Origin of the sequence: Paraburkholderia dipogonis (assembly GCF_042680985.1) — a bacterium.
Lineage (GTDB): Bacteria > Pseudomonadota > Gammaproteobacteria > Burkholderiales > Burkholderiaceae > Paraburkholderia > Paraburkholderia phytofirmans.
This window is the reverse complement of sequence record NZ_JBHUFR010000006.1, coordinates 324018-342078: the sequence shown is the minus strand read 5'-3', so window position 1 is coordinate 342078 and position 18061 is coordinate 324018. Positions and strand designations below refer to the sequence as shown.

Here is an 18061-nt window from a genome sequence, read left to right as displayed (position 1 = left end):
CGGCAACCTGACACGCCTGCCAGGCAGGCCGATCCAAGGAGCTTTTCATGAACCTGACCACGACCATTGAATCAATCCAGAAACAACTCGGCGTGTCCGTCGACGGAAAAGCCGGACCTGAAACATGGGCAGCGATCGGAGGGAAACTCGGCGTCGGCGCGAGTCCGGATTCGACCGACAAGGTGGATGACCGGAGCGAAAAAAACATCGCAACCCTGGTTCCTCAGGTGCAGGGTTATGCGCGTGCACTGGTTCACGCCGCGAGTTCGGTCGGAATTGAAATAAAAGTCATCAGCGGAACGCGGACGTTCGCGGAGCAAGACGCGCTCTACGCGCGTGGCCGAACGATACCGAACACCGATATCGTGACGAATGCCAGGGGTGGCCATTCGAACCACAATTTTGGCATCGCCTTCGACATCGGCGTATTCGAAAACGGTGCGTATCAGGGGCAATCGCAGAAATACAAAGCCGTCGGAGCGCTGGGCTCACAACTGGGGCTCACCTGGGGCGGCTCGTGGACGACGTTCCACGACGAGCCGCACTTTGAACTGAGGCCCGATTGGGCGAAGAACATGTCGGAGTCGCAGATGGTCGCCGCGCTCAACGACAGACACCAGAGCGGGAAAGATGTGTTTGCATAGTGCCAGGGTGCGTGCTACAACGCGCCCTGCCCCACCCGCTCGATGAAGCGCCACAACGCATCGTCCGTCGAATACGGTGCGTTGAAGCGGAACCAGGCGCTCTGGGCGTCGTCGGGACGGAAGTAGGAGCCCGGCGCGAGCCAGATACCGTGTGTGAGTGCGGCCGTCGCCACTTCGCCGGCCCGCTCCGCTTCGATCGGCAAGCGCGCCCACAAAAACAGTCCGGCGCGCGGCCGGTGAAACAGTTCCAGACCCAGCGAATCGAGCCGATCTTCAACGGTCGCGTGCACGAGTTTGAGGCGCTCGTTGACGGCTTCCACGTGACGCGCGTAGCGCCCCTCCAGCAGCACCTTGTCGACAATCCGCTCGATCGCCTCCGACGACGTCAAACCCACCGCCATCTTGGTGCGCGCCAGTTCGCGCAGCACCGCGCGCTCGGCGACCACGTAGCCGCAGCGCAGCCCCGGCGTCACCGTCTTCGAAAAGCCGCCGACGTACAGCACGCGCTGCAAGCCTTCCATCGCCGCGAACAGCGGCGCGCCGGACGGCGCGAGTTCGCGGCTCACGTCGTCCTCGATCACCCACATGCGCTGACGCTCGGCGATCTGCAGCAGGCGGAACGCCGCGGACATTCCGAAGGTCGCGCCGGTCGGATTCTGCAGCGTCGTATTGACGAAGATCGCCTTCGGCTTGTGCTCGGCAACCAGCGCTTCGAGCACGTCCGTATCGACGCCCGCCGGCGTGCGCGGCACGCCATGCACGACCAGGCCGGCGAGCTTGAGAATCTGCAGCAGATTGCAATAACCAGGATCTTCGACGATCACGGCGTCGCCCGCTCGCAGCAGCGTACGCACGATCAGATCCAGCCCTTGCGTCGCGCCTTGTGTGAGCAGGATGTTCGACACATCGACCGGCAAGCCGCGCCGGTCGAGTTGCTCGGCGATCCGCTCGCGCAACGGCGCGAATCCGTACGGATGCCCGTAATCGCCGAGACGCGCGGCCGGCACCCGGCTCATCGCGCGCAGCGCGTGCTGCAAACCGGTTTCGTTGATCCACTCGTTCGGCAGCCAGCCGCCGCCCGCCTTGATCGGCACCGAATGGTCGGCGAACACGTCGGACAGGAGCCAGGTCGCGGTGAGGCTCGGCGGCTGCCAGTCGGTCGCGGCGACCCGCGCCGACTGCGAGCGCGCCGCCACGCGATAGCCGGAACCGCGCCGCGCGACCACGAGGCCCATCGACACCAGCCGGTTGTACGCCTCCGTGACCGTGAAGGTGCTCAGGTCATGGCTTTGCGCCAGTTGCCGCACCGACGGCAGCAGCGCGCCCGCGCGCAGCGATTGCCCCTCGATGGCGCGCGCAAAGCCTTGCACCACCTGGTCGACGAGCGTGGGAGCGGCGCGCCGGTCGCGCTCGAGTTGTAGTTCGATCATGGTCTGGACAAAAAAGCGGGCCGCGCGGGGCGGCTGAACGGGTGAATACGTGCGTAATGCGTACGTGCGAAATGCGGCGCCGGCGAGCCTGCCGACCTGCCACGGCACGCATCGACACAGTTGGCGAAGATTCACCAACACAGTTAGCGCCACACCGCGTCAACTGTTTATGCCGCCATTAAACCGCGAACGCTACAGTTTCGCCATGCCCCGAAAGGAAGTCCTTCCTGGGGGACTACTTCGATTCGAGGAGATACCATGACTTCGCGCCCCGTCATCGACGACCTGTCGTCTTTCTGGATGCCCTTCACCGCCAACCGCCAGTTCAAGGCCGCGCCGCGCCTGCTGGAGTCAGCCAAGGGCATGTACTACCGCAGTACGGACGGGCGTGAAGTGCTCGACGGTTGCGCCGGTCTGTGGTGCGTGAATGCCGGCCATGGCCGTGACGAAATCGTCGCGGCGATCACGGAGCAACTCTCCACGCTCGACTTTGCGCCGACCTTCCAGATGGGCCACCCGCTCGCCTTCGAAGCGGCCACGAAAGTTGCCGAGCTGATGCCGGAAGGCCTCGACCGCATCTTCTTCACGAACTCGGGTTCGGAATCGGTCGATACCGCCCTGAAAATCGCGCTCGCCTACCACCGTTCGCGCGGCGAAGGCCAGCGCACGCGACTGATCGGGCGCGAGCGCGGCTATCACGGCGTGGGCTTCGGCGGCATTTCGGTCGGCGGCATCGCACCGAACCGCAAGACCTTCTCGGGCGCGCTGCTGCCGGCGGTCGATCATCTGCCGCACACCCATAACCTCGAACACAATGCGTTCACGAAAGGCCAGCCGGCTTGGGGCGCGCATCTCGCCGAGGAACTCGAACGTATCGTCGCACTGCACGACGCGTCGACCATCGCCGCCGTGATCGTCGAACCGGTGGCCGGCTCGACGGGCGTGCTGATTCCGCCGCAAGGCTATCTGCAAAAGCTGCGCGAGATCTGCACGAAGCACGGCATCCTGCTGATTTTCGACGAAGTGATCACCGCGTTCGGCCGCGTCGGCAAGGCTACGGCGAGCGAGTACTTCGGCGTGACGCCGGACCTGATCACGATGGCGAAGGCCATCAACAATGCCGCGATCCCGATGGGCGCGGTGGCCGCGAGCCGCACGATCCACGACAGCATCGTGAACGGCGGCGCGCAGGGCGCCATTGAACTGTTTCACGGCTACACGTATTCGGCCCATCCGGTCGCGACGGCCGCCACGGTCGCGACGCTCGACCTGTACAAGCGCGAAGGCCTGTTCGAGCGCGCCGCGACGCTCGCGCCGACGTTCGAAGCCGCAGCCCATTCGCTGCGCGGCGCCAAGCACGTGAAGGACGTGCGCAACCTGGGCATGATCGCCGGCGTGGAACTGGAATCGCGCGACGGCGCACCGGGCGCGCGGGCTTATGAGGCGTTCGTCAAATGTTTCGAAGCCGGTGTGCTGGTGCGCTTTACGGGCGATATCCTCGCGTTCTCGCCGCCGCTCATCATCAACGAAGAGCAGATCGCGCATATCTTCAAGACGGTTGGCGACGTGCTGGCTACGGTGCAGTAATTAGCTTGCGATAAGCAGCAGGAAGACGGCGGCGCGTTATTCGCGCCGCTTTTTTTTGAGCGCGCTTTGCGCCTTACCGGCTCGAACCAGGCACGTCGAGGATGGCGGCATCGCGCAAGACAGCGCGGCCGCCGCCGGGCACGGCGGACGGCGGGCCATCGGCCTGGCTCAGTTCGGCTGACCGCCGGACCGCGCCGCCCGACTGCAACATACCTCAGTGATGCGTACGCGAAGCCCGCGTCTGAGCAGCTTTCTTCGCCGCCGCTGAACGTCCTGCAGCCCCCTTCGTCGCGGCCGCCTTCTTTGCCGCAGCCGAACGGCTGGCCGCCGGGCGTTTCGCTGCCGCGGTCTTCGTCTGCTTCGACAGCGCCGCGCGCGACGCGCCCGCGCTGCCTTCACGCTTCAGCGCATCGGTAGCGGCGCGCGAGCGCTTCGCAGTCGACTCTGTGCTCTTCTTCGTCGTGCTCTTGTGCTGGCCCGCGGCGTTATCCGTGGCGGCTTTCTTGCGCGTGGCCTCGCTTGCCGTGCCCTTCTTCGGCGATTTCACGGCCACCCCCGCGCGGCGCGCTTCCGAGAGACCGATCGCAATCGCCTGCTTGGCGGACCTGACGCCGTGCTTGCCAGCACGCACCTTGTCGACCTGTTCCTTGATGAATTCACCCGCTTGGGTGCTCGATGCTTTGCCGGCGCGCTTGTCACTCTTGGCACGCTCGATCGTTTTCTTTTCAGGCATGACGGTTCTCCGGTTGGGTATGGCCTATGTCATGCAGCAACGCGTGTGCCGCGCGGCGCCCACAATTGCCCGTGGCGTTTGGTCAAGTTCCCCAGCACCGCAACACCGCTCCCCGTCAGCCTAAGAAACGACAACCGTAAATTCGACCCCTGACTCGAAGTCCAGCGTCGTCGTCGAGAAGCGCGGATTGCCGTCAAGGTAGTGCTTGTATGGCCGAACGGCGTCCTCGGCTGTGTACATGTTATCGGCGAGAACGATAGATCCGGGACGTAGCAGCCGTTCAACCTGCTTAAATAGATTCAGATAGGAGCTGGCCCATACGTCGATAAACACCATGTCGAAAGTGCCGTCCAGTCCGGAAACGGTCTGGAAAACATCGCCCTCCCGCAGGTCGACATATGTTTGCACGCCCGCCGTTCCGACGTGGGCGCGAAGTTGCGCGCATTTAACAGCGTCGAGTTCGGTCGCGACAACGATGCCACCGCCGAGCATGCGGAGCGCCTCGGCGAAATACAGCGTGGACACACCGCAGGAACTGCCGAGTTCGAGGATTCGGGCCGGTTTGTGCGAAAGCACCATATTGCGCAAGAACCTTCCCGTTTCCGCCGACACGGCGAGAGACAGCGGTGTGCCTTGCGAGGACTCGAAATCTTCGCTGGATAGCCCGAGCGTTTCGAGGAACCGTCCACGCAGACGCGGCGCGAGCATTTCGTATTCCTCGGCAAGATCCTGAAACTCCTGGCTCGATCCCTGGAACTGCGCCCGTGCGCGGGCTATGACTTCTGTCTGGCTCTGTTCATGAAGCCGCTGCAAAAGACCTGTGGTTGATGAAGCCATATGCGCTCCTTGACGAGACCAAAAATGCTGATGACGTATCAAACGGCAAACCACCGCACTGTCTTTCCGTCGCCAGCTAAAAAACGTGCGGCGCTATGCCGTTCTGGCCAGCTTGATCGCCCGTTCGGGACACGCCGTCACGCAAAGCCCGCATGACCGGCAGGCGTGCGCGTTGGGCGTGTAGGCGACATTCATTCCATGCACGCGCAGCTTGAGGCGATGCAGCAGATCGAGGCCGCGATAGTCGACCTCGTCGATGCGCCGGATCTCAAACACATTCTCGGGGCAGACCTCCATGCAATCGCCCTTTCCCTCGCAACGTGTCAGGTCGACAACGGGTGCAATCACGCCCGGCATCTGTTTGCACTCGGCCGCTGGTTTCTCGCGCATGTTCAATCTCCTGTGCGCCGGTCGCGGCCCGATCGCCATGCCGTCTTGAAATGCTCGCGTTCTTCCGGCGTCATCGCTTCCCATTTGCGCCAGCGACGCCGTTCGCGCCAGCCGCCGTGTCCGCGGAATCCGCCGAACAGGATGCGGCTCAAAACCAGCAAGCCCAACGCATGGGCAAAGTCGATCGCACGAGCGCCGACGAATAGCGCCGGAATCACCCAATTCCATAGCGTCATGACCACCCAGCCGAGCACGCCGATAGCGACCACCACAAGCAGTGCCTTACCCGCACATCTGGTTCGAAAATTCATCCGCCAACTCCTTTAGATACCCAATTCGTCATAAATGGCCTGCAGCCGCGCACGCAGATGCAAGACCGCATAGCGTTTGCGCGCGAGCAACGTATTGAGCGTGACGCCGCTTTCCGCCGCCATCTCCTTGAAGGACCGGCCCTCCAGTTCGTGCGCGACAAAGACCTCACGTTGATTCGCCGGCAACTCGTCGAGCGCGTCCTGCAAGGCCTTGAGCAATAGAGCGCGCGCGTAGAGGGCTTCGGGGCCCGCATCGTGCGCCGGCAGGTCGAGGTCGAGGCGATATTCACTGTCGGCGTCGTCTCCGCTCGCGGACAGATCCGCCAGCGGCTGCTCTTTCTTCTTGCGAAACCGGTCGACGATGCGATTGCGCGCGGCACGAAACAGCCACGCGCTCGCCTGTTCGATCGGCGCGGGAAGCCGGTAAGCCTGCACGAATTCGTGGAACACATCCTGCAGAATGTCCTCGGCATCGTCCGGGTCGCGAATTCGACGCCGGATAAAATTGACGAGCCTCGTGCGCTCACGCACCACGGTCGCGGTGATGTCGGTGTCTCGTTCGGTCATCGTGTGCGAAGTGGGTGGCGGTTCCATGCGCCTGAAGACGTTTCAGGCACGCGAATATTGTGGCGGGCGCGAAAAATCTTTGCTGGAGCAACTGTGCAACAGCGCTCGCGCCGCTCATCCGGACGGCGTATGGTGCTGGTAAGGGTCGGCGTGTGGTCCGGTCCGACGGGAGACGTCCATGAAGATACCTACCGTACGTGCCGGCGCGCATATCGAGGGCGTGCACTGGATCGCCGAGTACGCCGAAGACGTCCACGAGATTCGCGTCTTTCGCGAAGGCCAGGAAGTGGACGTGCACAACGCGCCGTCCACCCTGTTCGGCGACGAGGAAAATGCGGGCTCCAAAAGCACCGCGGATCATCGCGCGGTCGAAGCCGCCGTACTGGCTTATCTGAAACGATTCGTGATCGAGCACGACGCGGAGGAGTAGCCCGCCGTGCTCCGCGCACTGCCCTCCGCCGCGCGCTGCGGCGGGTCACCGTGGATCGCCGTGCGGCGACCGCGTGCATTTTGCTTCAGATGCCCGCGACGCCGCGCGCCGCAGGCATCGGCACCTTACTCGGCAGGCCGCAGCTTCTTGACCTCGGCATCCGAGGGCTGAACGCTCGCGCCATCGATATACCGGTACGAGGTCATCACGCCCTTGCCGTCCTTCAAACCCGTCACGCCGACATACGCGCCCATGGTCGACTGATTGTCCTGCGCGCGAAAGGTGATCGGCCCGAACGGCGTGTCCACACCGAGGCCCTTGAACGCGGCGGCGAGCTTATCCGGATCGACCGACCCCGCCTTCTTGATCCCGGCTGCAATCGACATCAACGCCGAATACCCCACCACCGAGCCGAGCCGTGGATAGTCGTGATACTTGGCCTGATACGCATCGACGAACTTCTTGTTGGCCGCGGTATCGATCGAATACCACGGGTAGCCCGTCACGATCCAGCCGGTCGGCGCTTCCGCGCCCAGCGGGTCGAGATAATCCGGCTCGCCCGTCAGCAGCGACACCACGCTGCGATCCTTGAAGAGCCCGCGAGTATTGCCCTCACGCACGAACTTGCCGAGGTCGGCGCCGAACAGCACGTTGAAGATCGCGTCCGGTTTGGCGTCGGCGATCGCCTGCGTCACCGCGCCCGCATCGACGTTGCCAAGCGGCGTGGCCTGCTCGGCGACGAACTGCACGTCGGGTTGCGCCGCCTGCAGCAGCTTCTTGAAGGTCGCCACCGCCGATTGCCCGTACTCGTAGTTCGGATACACGAGTGCCCAGCGCTTCTTATGCAGCTTGGCGGCTTCCGGCACCAGCATCGCCACTTGCATATACGTGGAAGGCCGCAGACGGTAAGTGTATTTGTTGCCATCGGCCCAGACGATCTTGTCGGTCAGTGGCTCGGCGGCGAGGAAGAAAATCTTCTTCTGCTTCGCGAAGTCGGTCAGCGCGAGGCCGGTGTTGGAGAGAAAGCCGCCGAACAGCAATTGCACCTGCTCGCGCGCGATCAGTTCCTGCGCGACGCGAATCGTGTCGCCCGGATTGCCGTTGTCATCGCGCGACACCACTTCGAGTTGTTTGCCGAGCACGCCGCCCGCGGCGTTCACCTGGTCGAGCGCGAGATTCCAGCCGTTCTTGTAAGGTCCGAGAAAGGCGGGTTGCGCCTTGTAGCTGTTGATCTCGCCGATCTTGATGGTCTGCTGTGCGCTCGCACTCAAGGCGGCAAGCGAGAGCACCGTCGGCACCATGAGGCGAGAAATCCATCCTGCGCGCGTGGTCATGCGTTTCTCCGTTATCAAAAGGATTGCGGGAATGCGGTCATTGTTATCGGGTGTTTCGAAAGCGGTTCGCGATTCAGTCGGCTCGCGGCGGCGTCACGCGAATCCTGGCAACCTTCGCCGCGACGTCCTGCCATGCCGGCTTGCCGCCGGCGAATTGCTGACGCAGGTACGACACGAGTTCGGCGACCTGGGCGTCGTTGAAACTGTCGCGGTAAGCCGGCATCGTACCGAGTTCGGGCCGCGCAGGCGAGCCGATGCCGTCGAGAATCACGCGAATCAGATTATCAGGCGTCGCGCTGTGCAGATTCGTGTTAAGCGCCAGCGAAGGATGCGCACCGAACAACTGCGGCCCGCTGCCCGTGTGATGACAGGCGGCGCACGCGCCGTCGAAAAGCCGCGCGCCGAGGCCCGCAGGCGCGCCCGAGATCGCGCTGGCCTGTTCATACTGACGCGCCACGGCGGCTGGGTCGGCGTTCGGTTCCAACGGATTGAGCGACGCGAGATACGTGGCCATCGCGCGAATATCGCTGTCGGGCAGCGCCGCCAGATCGCCGACGACCGGCGCCATCGGCCCGGCTGCGACGCCGTGCAGCGGCGCGTGACCATTGCGCAAGTAGCTGAAGAGTTCGTCCTCGCTCCAGGGCACGGGCGCGGTCGAGCGCGCCGACAACGCGGGCGCTTCCCAGCCGTCCGCCATGCCGCCGCCCATGAACGCCGCACCGGTTTTCTCGGCGCCGAACGCATTGCGCGGCGTGTGGCACGCGCCGCAATGGCCGAGTCCGTTCACCAGATACGCGCCGCGATTCCATTGCGCGGTTTGCGTCGCGCTGGGGGTGAACGTTGTGCGCCCGAGAAACAGCGCGTTCCAGGCAGACATCAGCGGACGCACGCTGAACGGATACGCGAGCTTCGTTTCCGGCGGACGCGAGCGCACCGGCGTTTGCGCCATCAGGTAGGCATACAGCGCTTTGAGATCGTCGTCCGAGGTATTCTGGAACGAGGTGTACGGAAAGGCCGGGTAGAGGCGATGGCCATCGCGGCTGATGCCTTGCCGCATCGCCCGCACGAAGGCTTCGAGCGACCAGTTGCCGATGCCGGTGTGACCGTCCGGCGTGATATTGGTGCTATACACGGTGCCGAACGGCGTATCGAGCGGTTTGCCGCCGGCGTTCGGCACGCCGTTGTGCGCGGTGTGGCAAACCGCGCAGTTGCCGAGCGATGCCAGCAGTTTGCCGCGCGCCACGAGTTCCGGCGCGAACGCGCTCGCCAGCGGCGGCGTGATCGGCGCGATAGCGTGCGGCGCGATAGCGTGCGGCGCGATAGCGTGCGGCGCGAGCGACCATGCGCCGAGCCAACCCGCCGCTCCTGCCGCCAACGCGCCTAAAAACCCAAACCGCCAGCGCTTCTTCCTACGCGCCGCCTTGTCTTCGGCTTGCGCATCGGCGAGCGCGGCGCGGATCGTTTCCGGCGTGAACGGCGGCCGCCGAAACCGCACGCCCGTGGCGTCGAAGAGCGCATTGGCAATCGCCGCCGCGCCGGGCAGCGACGCGGATTCGCCCGCGCCCATCGGCGGCTCGCCGTGGCGCGGCATCATCACCACGTCGATCACGGGTACTTCGCGGAAGGTCAGGATCGGATACGCGCCCCACTCCTGGCTCGTCACCGCGTTCTCGCCGAACGTCACGCGCTCTTTCAGCGCGCGGCTGGTCGTCTGGATCACATTGCCGTGGATCTGATGACGCACGCCATCGGGATTCACCATCGTGCCGGTGTCCTGACCGACCACCACACGCGTCACCGCGAGTTCGCCGCTCTTGCGATTCACTTCGACGTCGGCCACCCACGCGGACCATGCTGCACCGAAGCCGGGGAATTTGCTGTGCACGTAGCGGGCGTAAGCGATGCCACGCCCGCGTGCGATGTCGCCTTCCTCGTCTTTAAGCTTGGCGTTGTGCTCGGCATTGCGCTCACTGTTCCGTGGCTCCCAGCCGGCCTTTTCCGCGACCGCTTTCACCAGTTCGATCGCTCGCGGATCGGTCAGATGCCTCAGGCGGAACTCGACCGGATCGACGCCGGCTTCCACCGCGAGTTCGTCGATGAAGGACTCGTGCGCGAACGTATTCGGCAACGCGGATACGCCGCGCAACCACGACGCGCGCACGATCGGCGGCGTGTCGTCGCAAACGATGCGCATGCTGCGGTAATCGTACGGCGGCACCGCCGTGCGGTCGCCCATTTCGAACACCTGTGGCTGCGCGGAGATCGCGCCCGTCAGCAGCAACGCCAGCGTCGGCGCATCGTTGGACGGATAGCGCGTCGCGAAATCGTAGGCGGCCAGTTCGCCTTCGGCATTCAGCGCGCCGCGCACGTCCATCAATTGCGCGGCGCCTTTCGGTTCCCACGCGTGCTCGTCTTCGCGCGAGAGTTGAACGCGCACCGGACTGCCGGTGGTGCGCGAAAGCAGCGCGGCGTCGGCGGCGACATCGTCCGCGCAATTGCGGCCGTAGCAGCCCGCCGCTTCCATTCGCACGATTTCGATGTGCGCTTCGTCCATGCCCATCAGCAGAGCAAGATCGGCGCGCAGCGAATGCGGGTTCTGCGTGCCCGACCAAACTTTCAACGCGCCCTCGCGATAATCGGCCACCGCGCATGACGGCCCAATCGATGCATGCATCTGAAACGGCCATACGTAGGTGCGTTCCAGCGTGCGAGCGAAGTCTTGCGCGAGCGCTGCATCGACATCGCCTTCGATCACCAGATCGCGCCGTTTGGCGGGATTCGCGCGCAACGCCGCTTCCACTTCCTCGCTGGTTTCGAGCGACGGCAAACCTTCTACCGCTTTCCATTGCACGCGAAGCCGCTTCACGGCCTGCTGCGCGACTTCCTCGCGCTCCGCCACGATGCCGACGAAATCGCGAATCACCACCACTTTGACGATGCCGGGCAAATCGCTAATGGACTGTTCATCCACCTGCAGCAGACTATTGCCCATGAAGTCGCCCTGCGCGACTCCAGCGTACGGCGGCCGCACCACACGCCCATGCAACATGCCGGGCACGCGCACGTCGTGCACGAAACTCAATTCGCCCGTTGCCTTCGCGGGAATATCGACGCGCGGCGCGCTCTTGCCGACGATCTTGTACGTGTCCGACGACTTCAGCGGCGCATCGGTGGCGAGCTGCAATTCGACGCGTTTTCCGCCAATCAACTCGCCGTAGCCAATGCCTTTCCCAGCCGCGCCGCAGTCACGTCGATAAACGACGCCATCGCGCACATCGAGTTGCTCGGCGCTCACATTGAAGCGCGCCGCCGCTTCCGCCAGCAGAAATTGCCGCGCCTGCGCCGCAGCGTGCCTCAATGGCACCGCCGAAATCTGAATCGTCGCGCTGGCAATCGTCGGCCCCTGATTCGGCGCTTCACGTGTGTGACCGAGCACGATCGACACGCGCGTCAACGGCACATCCAGTTCTTCCGCGACGATCTGCGCGAGCGCCGTGCCGATGCCCGTGCCCAGATCGACGTGACCGTTGAACGCGACCACGCTGCCGTCGTCGCGCACCACGAGAAACATGTCCGCTTCAGTCGGCACGAACGATGAACGCGAGCCCGGCTGACCGATCGCCGGCTTCACCGGCGCCTGCGGCGCACGCATGACGATCAGCACGCTCTGCGCATCGTAGAGCTGCTGCCGGGACGGCGGCGCGCTGCGTCGATCGACGCTGAAATCCGGCCCGGTCATGCGCGCACTCCTTCGTGCACCGCTGCCCGCGCCCCGCCTTGCGCATCGAGCAATTCAGCGGCGCGCTGCACCGCGCGCACGATCTCGACATGCGTGCCGCAACGGCACAGATTGCGGGACAGCTCGCGCCGGATCGTCTCGACGCTCGGATGCGGATCGCGATCGAGCAGCGCCTTGGCCGTCATGATCATGCCGTTCAGGCAATAGCCGCATTGCGCGGCCTGTTCTTCGATGAACGCCTGCTGCACCGGATGCAGCGCGGCCCGTGTGCCCAGTCCTTCGAGCGTGGTGATTTCGCGGCCCAATGCGACCTTCGCAGTCGTGACGCACGCGCGCGTCGGCATGCCGTCGAGCAACACCGTGCACGCGCCGCATTCGCCGAGTCCGCAGCCGAACTTCGGACCGTTCAGCGCGAGGTCGTTACGCAGCAGATAAAGCAGCGGCGTGTCGGCGTCGGCGCTGACGAGATGCGCCGCGCCGTTCACCTTCAGTAGAAGAGGCGCGGGGCGGTTCATGACCGTGCCGGAGCGGCTATGCGACACGTGCTCACAGCACCACCGGCACTTCGGTAGCCGGCGGCGTATTACGGCTGCGCCGGCAGCGGATCAGACCGTCGATCATCACCATCCCCACGCCCGGAATATCGCCGAGCTGCACGCTTTCGAGCAGCGTATCGGCCGCCGTATGTTGTGCGCGATCCATGAACACGAGGTCGGCGGGGCGGCCCACTTCGATCAGCCCCTGGCGCAGATTGCGCTGACGCGCGGTGTTGCCCGTTGCGAAGCAAAAAGCGATTTCCGCGGGCACGTCGGCGAGGCTCGAAATCAGCGCGATCATGCGCAAGATGCCGAGCGGCTGCACGCCGGAACCGGCGGGACTATCGGTGCCGAGAATGATCCGGTGCGGGCACTTCAATTCGATCGCATGACGCGCGGTCAGCAAGGCGATCCGTTCGTTGCCGTTGTGGACGATTTCCAGCGCGCGGCTCGACTGCTCGCACAGATCGCAAACATGCCGGTATGAGAGCGACGTATGCCCGCCGTTGATGTGGCCGATCACGTCCGCATCGGCCGCGAGCACCACGTCGCGATCGATCAGGCCCGAGCCGGGAATGGACGGACCGCCCGTGTGAATCGTGCTCTGAATGCCGTACTTGCGCGCCCATGCGACCATTTGCGCGGCTTCCTCGCCGCCTTTCACGCTGCCGAGGCCGACTTCGCCGAGCAGTTTCACGCCCGCTTCGGACAGCTCCTTGAAGTCCTCTTCGACCATGCCCTTCTCGATCACCGGCGCGCCCGCCATGACCTTCACGCCGCCGCCGACACCTGCGCCCCGCATGCCTTCGAACGAACGTTGCGCAGTAATCGCAAGCGCCTTCACGCCGAGCACGTCTTTGGGGCGGCCGGGCAAATGCACTTCGCCGGCGGAAATCATCGTGGTGACGCCGCCGTTCAGATTCGATTCGATCCAGCCCATCTGATTCTGCCGCGGTGTCCAGTCGCCGAACACGGGGTGCACATGCGAGTCGATGAGTCCGGGCGCGACCGTCGTGCTTTTGCAATCCACCGTCGTGCGCGCGCCTTCGAGATCGCAGTCCTTTTCCCTGCCGACCGCAACGATCACGCCGTCGTCGATCAGGAGCGTGTCCGCGTCGAGAATCGGCTGATCGATGTCGCCCGATAACAGCAGCCCGATATTGGTTACCGCGACCTTGCCCGACAAGCCTGTCAACGTCTCTGCTGCCATCTGCCTCTCCTTTCGCAACGACTGCCCGGCGCTCACGAAGTGTCACAGCATGCATTTCGCGCGCGCCGATGGAAGGAATCACACGCTCAGATAAGCGCGCCTCACTGTTTCGTTCTGTGCGAGTTCGCCGATCGTGCCGCTAAAACGGATCTGCCCTTTTTCGAGCACATACGCGCGGTCGCTGACCAGTTCGGCGAAGTGCAGGTTCTGTTCGGACAACAGAATCGACAGCCCTTCGCGCTTGAGTTCGAGAATCATGTTCGCCATCTGTTCGACGATCACGGGCGCCACGCCTTCGGACGGTTCGTCGAGCAGCACGAGATACGGATTGCCCATCAGCGTGCGCGAGACGGTGAGCATCTGCTGCTCACCGCCGCTCATTTGCCCGCCGGGCCGCTGCGGCATTTCGCCGAGATTGGGAAAGAGCCGGAACAGTTTTTCCGGCGTCCATTGCGGCGCGCCGTCGCGCGGCGGCTGACGGCCCGTGGCGAGGTTTTCCATCACGGTCAGATCGGCGAACACGCGCCGATCCTCGGGCACAAAGCCCATGCCCATGCGCGCGATCTTGTACGGCGGCAGCGCCGCGATGTTCTGCCCGCGAAAATTCACTTCGCCCTGACGGCGCGGCAGCAAACCCATCACCGCTTTCATCGTGGTGGATTTGCCGGCGCCGTTACGGCCCATCAGCGCAACGACCTCGCCGCGCCCGACTTCGAGGCCGACGTCGAACAGAATATGCGCGCGGCCATAGAACGCGTTGAGGCCGGAGACTTTCAGCATCGGCTCGCTCATTGCAGCGCTCCTTGTCCCTGACGGCCGCCCGCTGCGTCGTGCAGCGGCGCGTGCGGCTGGAAGGTCTTGCCGGTGCCGAAATAGACTTCCTGCACGCGCGGGTCGTTGCGGATCGTGTCGGCGTCGCCCTCGGCGATCAGCTTGCCGCGCGCGAGCACGATCAGGCGATCGGCGTAGGCGAATACGACGTCCATGCTGTGCTCGGTAAACAGCACGCCGATCTTGTGTTCGGTGACGAGGCGTTTGGTCAGCGCCATCAGTTCATTGCGCTCCTTCGGCGCCATGCCCGCAGTGGGTTCGTCCATCAGCAGCAGCTTCGGGCGGTTGGCGAGCGCGATCGCGAGTTCCACGCGCTTCACGTCGCCATAAGCGAGTACGCCGCAAGCGCGGTTCGCGTCCGCGGCCATGCCGACCTGGTCGAGCAGCGCGAGGGCTTCGTCGGCGTAGCGCGCGCCGGCGGGTTTCCATAGACCGAAGGTTTTGCGTTCGCGCGAGACCAGCGCCATCTGCACGTTCTCGATCACGGTCATGGAATTGAAAGTCGCGGCGATCTGAAACGTGCGGCCCACGCCGAGCCGCCAGATATCGCGCGGACGCATGCCGACCAGTTCCTGACCGTCGAGACGGATCGATCCAGACGAAGGCGGCAATTGTCCGTTGACCATGTTGAAACAGGTCGACTTGCCGGCGCCGTTGGGTCCGAGCAGCGCGAGCAATTGGCCGGCTTCGAGATCGAACGAGACATCGTCGACCGCCTTGAGTCCGCCAAACGATTTGGAGAGGCCAGAGACGCGCAGCAAGCTCATAGCCCCTCCTTGATCGCGGCGCGTTGGGAAGGCGAAACGGCGCTCCTGTCCGCGGGATCGGCACTGTCGTCGCCGAAACGCTCGCGAATGAAGCCGACGATTCCCTGCGGAAACGCGATCACCAGCAGCAGGATCGCGAAGCCCAACAGCGCCTGCCAATAGTCGGTCTGGCGCGCGACCGTGTCTTGCAACCACGTGAACACAGCCGCGCCGACGATCGGCCCGGTGAGCGTCTGCAAGCCGCCGAGCAGCACCATCACGAGACCGTCCACGGAACGGCTCACGCTGATCACTTCCGGCGAAATCGTGCCCTTGGAGAACGCATACAGCGAACCGGCGAGCCCGCAGAACAGCGACGCGATCACGAACGCGGCCCATTGCACGCGCTTCACGTCGATGCCGATCGCCTCGGCGCGCAGCACCGAATCACGCGAGGCACGCATCGCGTAACCCAGCGGCGAGAACAGCATCTTGCGCAACAGCCACACGCCGATCACGGCGCACACGAGCGTCACGTAATAAAAGGCCACCGGGGAGGACAACCAGTTCGACGGCCACAAACCGAGAATGCCGTTGCTGCCGCCCGTCACGTCGTCCCACTGGAACACGACCGACCAGACGATCTGCGCGAACGCGAGCGTCAGCATCGCGAGATACACGCCGGAGAGGCGCACGCAGAACCAGCCGAACACCAGCGCGCCGGCCACGGCCAAAAGCGGGCCGAGCAGCAAGGCGGCTTCCATCGGCAGATTCAGCACTTTGAGGAACAGCGCGGCGCCGTACGCGCCCAAGCCGAAATACGCAGCGTGGCCGAACGAGTGCATGCCGCCCGGTCCCATGATGAAATGCAGGCTCGTGGCGAACAGCACGGCGATCAGGATCTCGACCAGCAGCACGGGCATGTACGGAAACGCGTTGGCCGCCAACGGCGCGAGCACCAGCACCAGCAAAGCAATGGCGGCCAGCCACTTGAGACGCTTGCCCGCCGGACGCAAAGGCGTTTCCGGCGCCGCCATGCCGCGCACCGCGGCGCTCGCGCGGCCGAGCAAACCCCACGGCCGCACCACCAGCACCACGGCCATCACGACGAATTCCGCTACCAGCGTGAAGCGGCTCAACGACAGCCCGACGCCGAAGATCGTCACATGGCCGATGCCGATGCACAGCGCCTTGATCTCCGCGATGATCAGCGCGGCGACGAACGCCCCCGGAATCGAGCCCATGCCGCCGACCACCACCACGACGAACGCGTTGCCGATCGTCTCCAGATCCAGCGACAGATTCGCCGACATGCGCGGCCCTTGCAGCGCGCCGCCCAGGCCCGCGAGAAACGCGCCGACGAAAAACACGCCTGTAAACAGCCACGCCTGATTGATACCGAGCGCGCCGAGCATCTCGCGATCCTGTGTCGCGGCACGCACCAGCGTGCCCCAGCGCGTGCGCGTCAGCGCGTACCAAAGCAGCAGCAACACCACTGGCCCGATCACGATCAGCGCGATGTCGTAAGTCGGCAGCGGATGGCCGAGGAAATCGACCGCGCCCGCCAGATGCGGCGCACGCGGTCCGAACAGGTCTTCCGGACCCCAGAGCCACAGCGCGGCATCGCGAAAGATCAGCACCAGCGCGAACGTGGCGAGCAGATGAAACAACTCGGGCGCCTGATAGATGCGCCGCAGAACCACCATCTCGACCAGCGCGCCCAGCACCGCGACCACCAGCGCCGCCGCCAGCACCGACAGCCAGAAGCCGCCCGTCGTATGTCCGAAGCGGCTCGCGATGCTGTACGCGAGATAGATTCCGAACATATAGAACGAGCCGTGCGCAAAGTTGACGATGCGCGTCACGCCGAAGATCAGCGACAAACCGGCGGCGACGAGAAACAGCGTCGACGCGTCGGCGAGTCCGTTGACCAGCTGTACCAGCAAATTCGAAAGCATCGCGACCCTTGGCAGCTTGCCGAATAGCGAAGGCGCGGCTTGGGCGCATTCGACGCGATCGGCAGACATTGCAGCGCGTGCGGCACCATGCGCGCACGCATCAACGGCAGGACAATACAATACGCCCCGAAGAAAGTCCCTTGGGGCGCCGGCGAAAACGCCGAATGCAAACTCCTCAGCGCAAACCGTCTTCGCCCTTGATCTCGCTCACCTGCAAGCCGCCGATGCGCGGCAGCGGCCGCCCCGACGCCGTCACCGCGACGGCCACGACAATTTCATTCGCGCGAGGAGCGTCCGATACGCGCGCTTCGATCGCATCGAAATGGCTGCGCACGAAGGCGGCGTCTTTATGGCCAAGCGGCACGTCGATCGCGGTGCCGAGCGTGCCCATCTTTTTCGCCGACGGCACCAGCGCCGCGCCTTTTTCGACCGCTACCCGCAGCGGCGCGCCGAGCTTGGGATGCAGAATCGCCGCGGCATGTTCCAGTTCGCCAGCCTCGCCGACGATGGCCGCCTTGCCATAGCTTTGCGCCTCGCCGGGCGCGATGCCCAGCGCTTGAACGCACTTGTTACCGAGCAACGCGCCCAACTCTTCGCCGGCTTCGATCAGCGCGTCGAGTTTGGCCTCGAAGCGGCCGGCGTAGGGATTATCGATCACCGCAATCGCGACCGCGCGGCGCGCCGGCGGCTCGATGGCCTGGCCCATTTCAATGCGTGTTTCATCCACTTGCACGACCAGCTTGCGAAGCTTGATTGCCATTTCGCTCTCCGAGTTTCG

17 protein-coding genes are annotated in these 18061 nt (G+C 64.4%); 3 read left to right on the top strand and 14 right to left on the bottom strand.

The window, feature by feature from the left end:
• Nucleotides 1-47: 47 nt before the first annotated feature.
• Complete coding sequence (locus ACFSNN_RS06210; protein ID WP_134459940.1) at nucleotides 48-644, top strand: M15 family metallopeptidase; 597 nt, start codon at nucleotides 48-50, stop codon at nucleotides 642-644.
• A gap of 14 nt (nucleotides 645-658) precedes the next feature.
• On the opposite strand, the gene ACFSNN_RS06205 is transcribed toward ACFSNN_RS06210, so the two are convergent.
• Entirely contained in the window at nucleotides 659-2074 is a 1416-nt protein-coding gene (locus ACFSNN_RS06205) for an aminotransferase-like domain-containing protein (protein ID WP_134459943.1), read from the bottom strand.
• A 258-nt stretch (nucleotides 2075-2332) separates the two neighbouring features.
• Between ACFSNN_RS06205 and aptA the strand changes: the two genes are divergently transcribed.
• The gene (gene aptA, locus ACFSNN_RS06200) at nucleotides 2333-3661 is read left to right on the top strand and encodes an omega-aminotransferase AptA (protein WP_134459946.1); all 1329 of its coding nucleotides are present in this window, start codon (nucleotides 2333-2335) and stop codon (nucleotides 3659-3661) included.
• Between the two features lie 214 nt (nucleotides 3662-3875).
• On the opposite strand, the gene ACFSNN_RS06195 is transcribed toward aptA, so the two are convergent.
• From ACFSNN_RS06195 to ACFSNN_RS06175, 5 genes are all read right to left on the bottom strand, one after another.
• Nucleotides 3876-4394 (bottom strand): DUF6496 domain-containing protein, encoded by a 519-nt coding sequence (locus ACFSNN_RS06195; protein ID WP_134459949.1) that lies wholly within the window; start codon nucleotides 4392-4394, stop codon nucleotides 3876-3878.
• Between the two features lie 120 nt (nucleotides 4395-4514).
• On the bottom strand, nucleotides 4515-5231 hold the full coding sequence (locus tag ACFSNN_RS06190; RefSeq protein ID WP_134459952.1) for an O-methyltransferase: 717 nt from the start codon (nucleotides 5229-5231) through the stop codon (nucleotides 4515-4517).
• 93 nt (nucleotides 5232-5324) lie between these two features.
• Nucleotides 5325-5621, bottom strand: coding sequence for a 4Fe-4S dicluster domain-containing protein (locus tag ACFSNN_RS06185; RefSeq protein ID WP_134459955.1), 297 nt, complete (start codon nucleotides 5619-5621; stop codon nucleotides 5325-5327).
• A 2-nt stretch (nucleotides 5622-5623) separates the two neighbouring features.
• Complete coding sequence (locus tag ACFSNN_RS06180) at nucleotides 5624-5932, bottom strand: hypothetical protein (RefSeq protein WP_134459957.1); 309 nt, start codon at nucleotides 5930-5932, stop codon at nucleotides 5624-5626.
• A 12-nt stretch (nucleotides 5933-5944) separates the two neighbouring features.
• Entirely contained in the window at nucleotides 5945-6526 is a 582-nt protein-coding gene (locus ACFSNN_RS06175) for an RNA polymerase sigma factor (protein WP_208949538.1), read from the bottom strand.
• Nucleotides 6527-6677: 151 nt separating this feature from the next.
• Here ACFSNN_RS06175 and ACFSNN_RS06170 point away from each other — a divergent pair, with 151 nt between their 5' ends.
• Nucleotides 6678-6929, top strand: a complete 252-nt coding sequence (locus ACFSNN_RS06170) for a hypothetical protein (RefSeq protein ID WP_007178046.1) — start codon at nucleotides 6678-6680, stop codon at nucleotides 6927-6929.
• A gap of 125 nt (nucleotides 6930-7054) precedes the next feature.
• On the opposite strand, the gene ACFSNN_RS06165 is transcribed toward ACFSNN_RS06170, so the two are convergent.
• The 8 genes from ACFSNN_RS06165 to ACFSNN_RS06130 all read right to left on the bottom strand — a co-directional run bounded on the left by ACFSNN_RS06165 (nucleotide 7055) and on the right by ACFSNN_RS06130 (nucleotide 18043).
• A complete protein-coding gene (locus ACFSNN_RS06165; protein ID WP_134459963.1) occupies nucleotides 7055-8263 on the bottom strand; it encodes an ABC transporter substrate-binding protein in 1209 nt (402 codons plus the stop codon).
• Nucleotides 8264-8336: 73 nt separating this feature from the next.
• Nucleotides 8337-12002, bottom strand: coding sequence for a molybdopterin cofactor-binding domain-containing protein (locus ACFSNN_RS06160; RefSeq protein ID WP_134459966.1), 3666 nt, complete (start codon nucleotides 12000-12002; stop codon nucleotides 8337-8339).
• Entirely contained in the window at nucleotides 11999-12517 is a 519-nt protein-coding gene (locus ACFSNN_RS06155) for a (2Fe-2S)-binding protein (protein ID WP_134459969.1), read from the bottom strand. Before ACFSNN_RS06155 ends, ACFSNN_RS06160 begins: the two co-directional genes overlap by 4 nt.
• Nucleotides 12518-12548: 31 nt before the next feature.
• A complete protein-coding gene (locus ACFSNN_RS06150; RefSeq protein WP_134459972.1) occupies nucleotides 12549-13748 on the bottom strand; it encodes an amidohydrolase family protein in 1200 nt (399 codons plus the stop codon).
• Between the two features lie 78 nt (nucleotides 13749-13826).
• On the bottom strand, nucleotides 13827-14540 hold the full coding sequence (locus tag ACFSNN_RS06145; protein ID WP_134459975.1) for an ABC transporter ATP-binding protein: 714 nt from the start codon (nucleotides 14538-14540) through the stop codon (nucleotides 13827-13829).
• Nucleotides 14537-15346, bottom strand: a complete 810-nt coding sequence (locus ACFSNN_RS06140; RefSeq protein WP_134459978.1) for an ABC transporter ATP-binding protein — start codon at nucleotides 15344-15346, stop codon at nucleotides 14537-14539. Before ACFSNN_RS06140 ends, ACFSNN_RS06145 begins: the two co-directional genes overlap by 4 nt.
• The gene (locus tag ACFSNN_RS06135; RefSeq protein ID WP_134465478.1) at nucleotides 15343-17283 is read right to left on the bottom strand and encodes an ABC transporter permease; all 1941 of its coding nucleotides are present in this window, start codon (nucleotides 17281-17283) and stop codon (nucleotides 15343-15345) included. Before ACFSNN_RS06135 ends, ACFSNN_RS06140 begins: the two co-directional genes overlap by 4 nt.
• Before the next feature lie 175 nt (nucleotides 17284-17458).
• Complete coding sequence (locus ACFSNN_RS06130; protein WP_134459981.1) at nucleotides 17459-18043, bottom strand: amino acid synthesis family protein; 585 nt, start codon at nucleotides 18041-18043, stop codon at nucleotides 17459-17461.
• Between the last annotated feature and the right edge of the window lie 18 nt (nucleotides 18044-18061).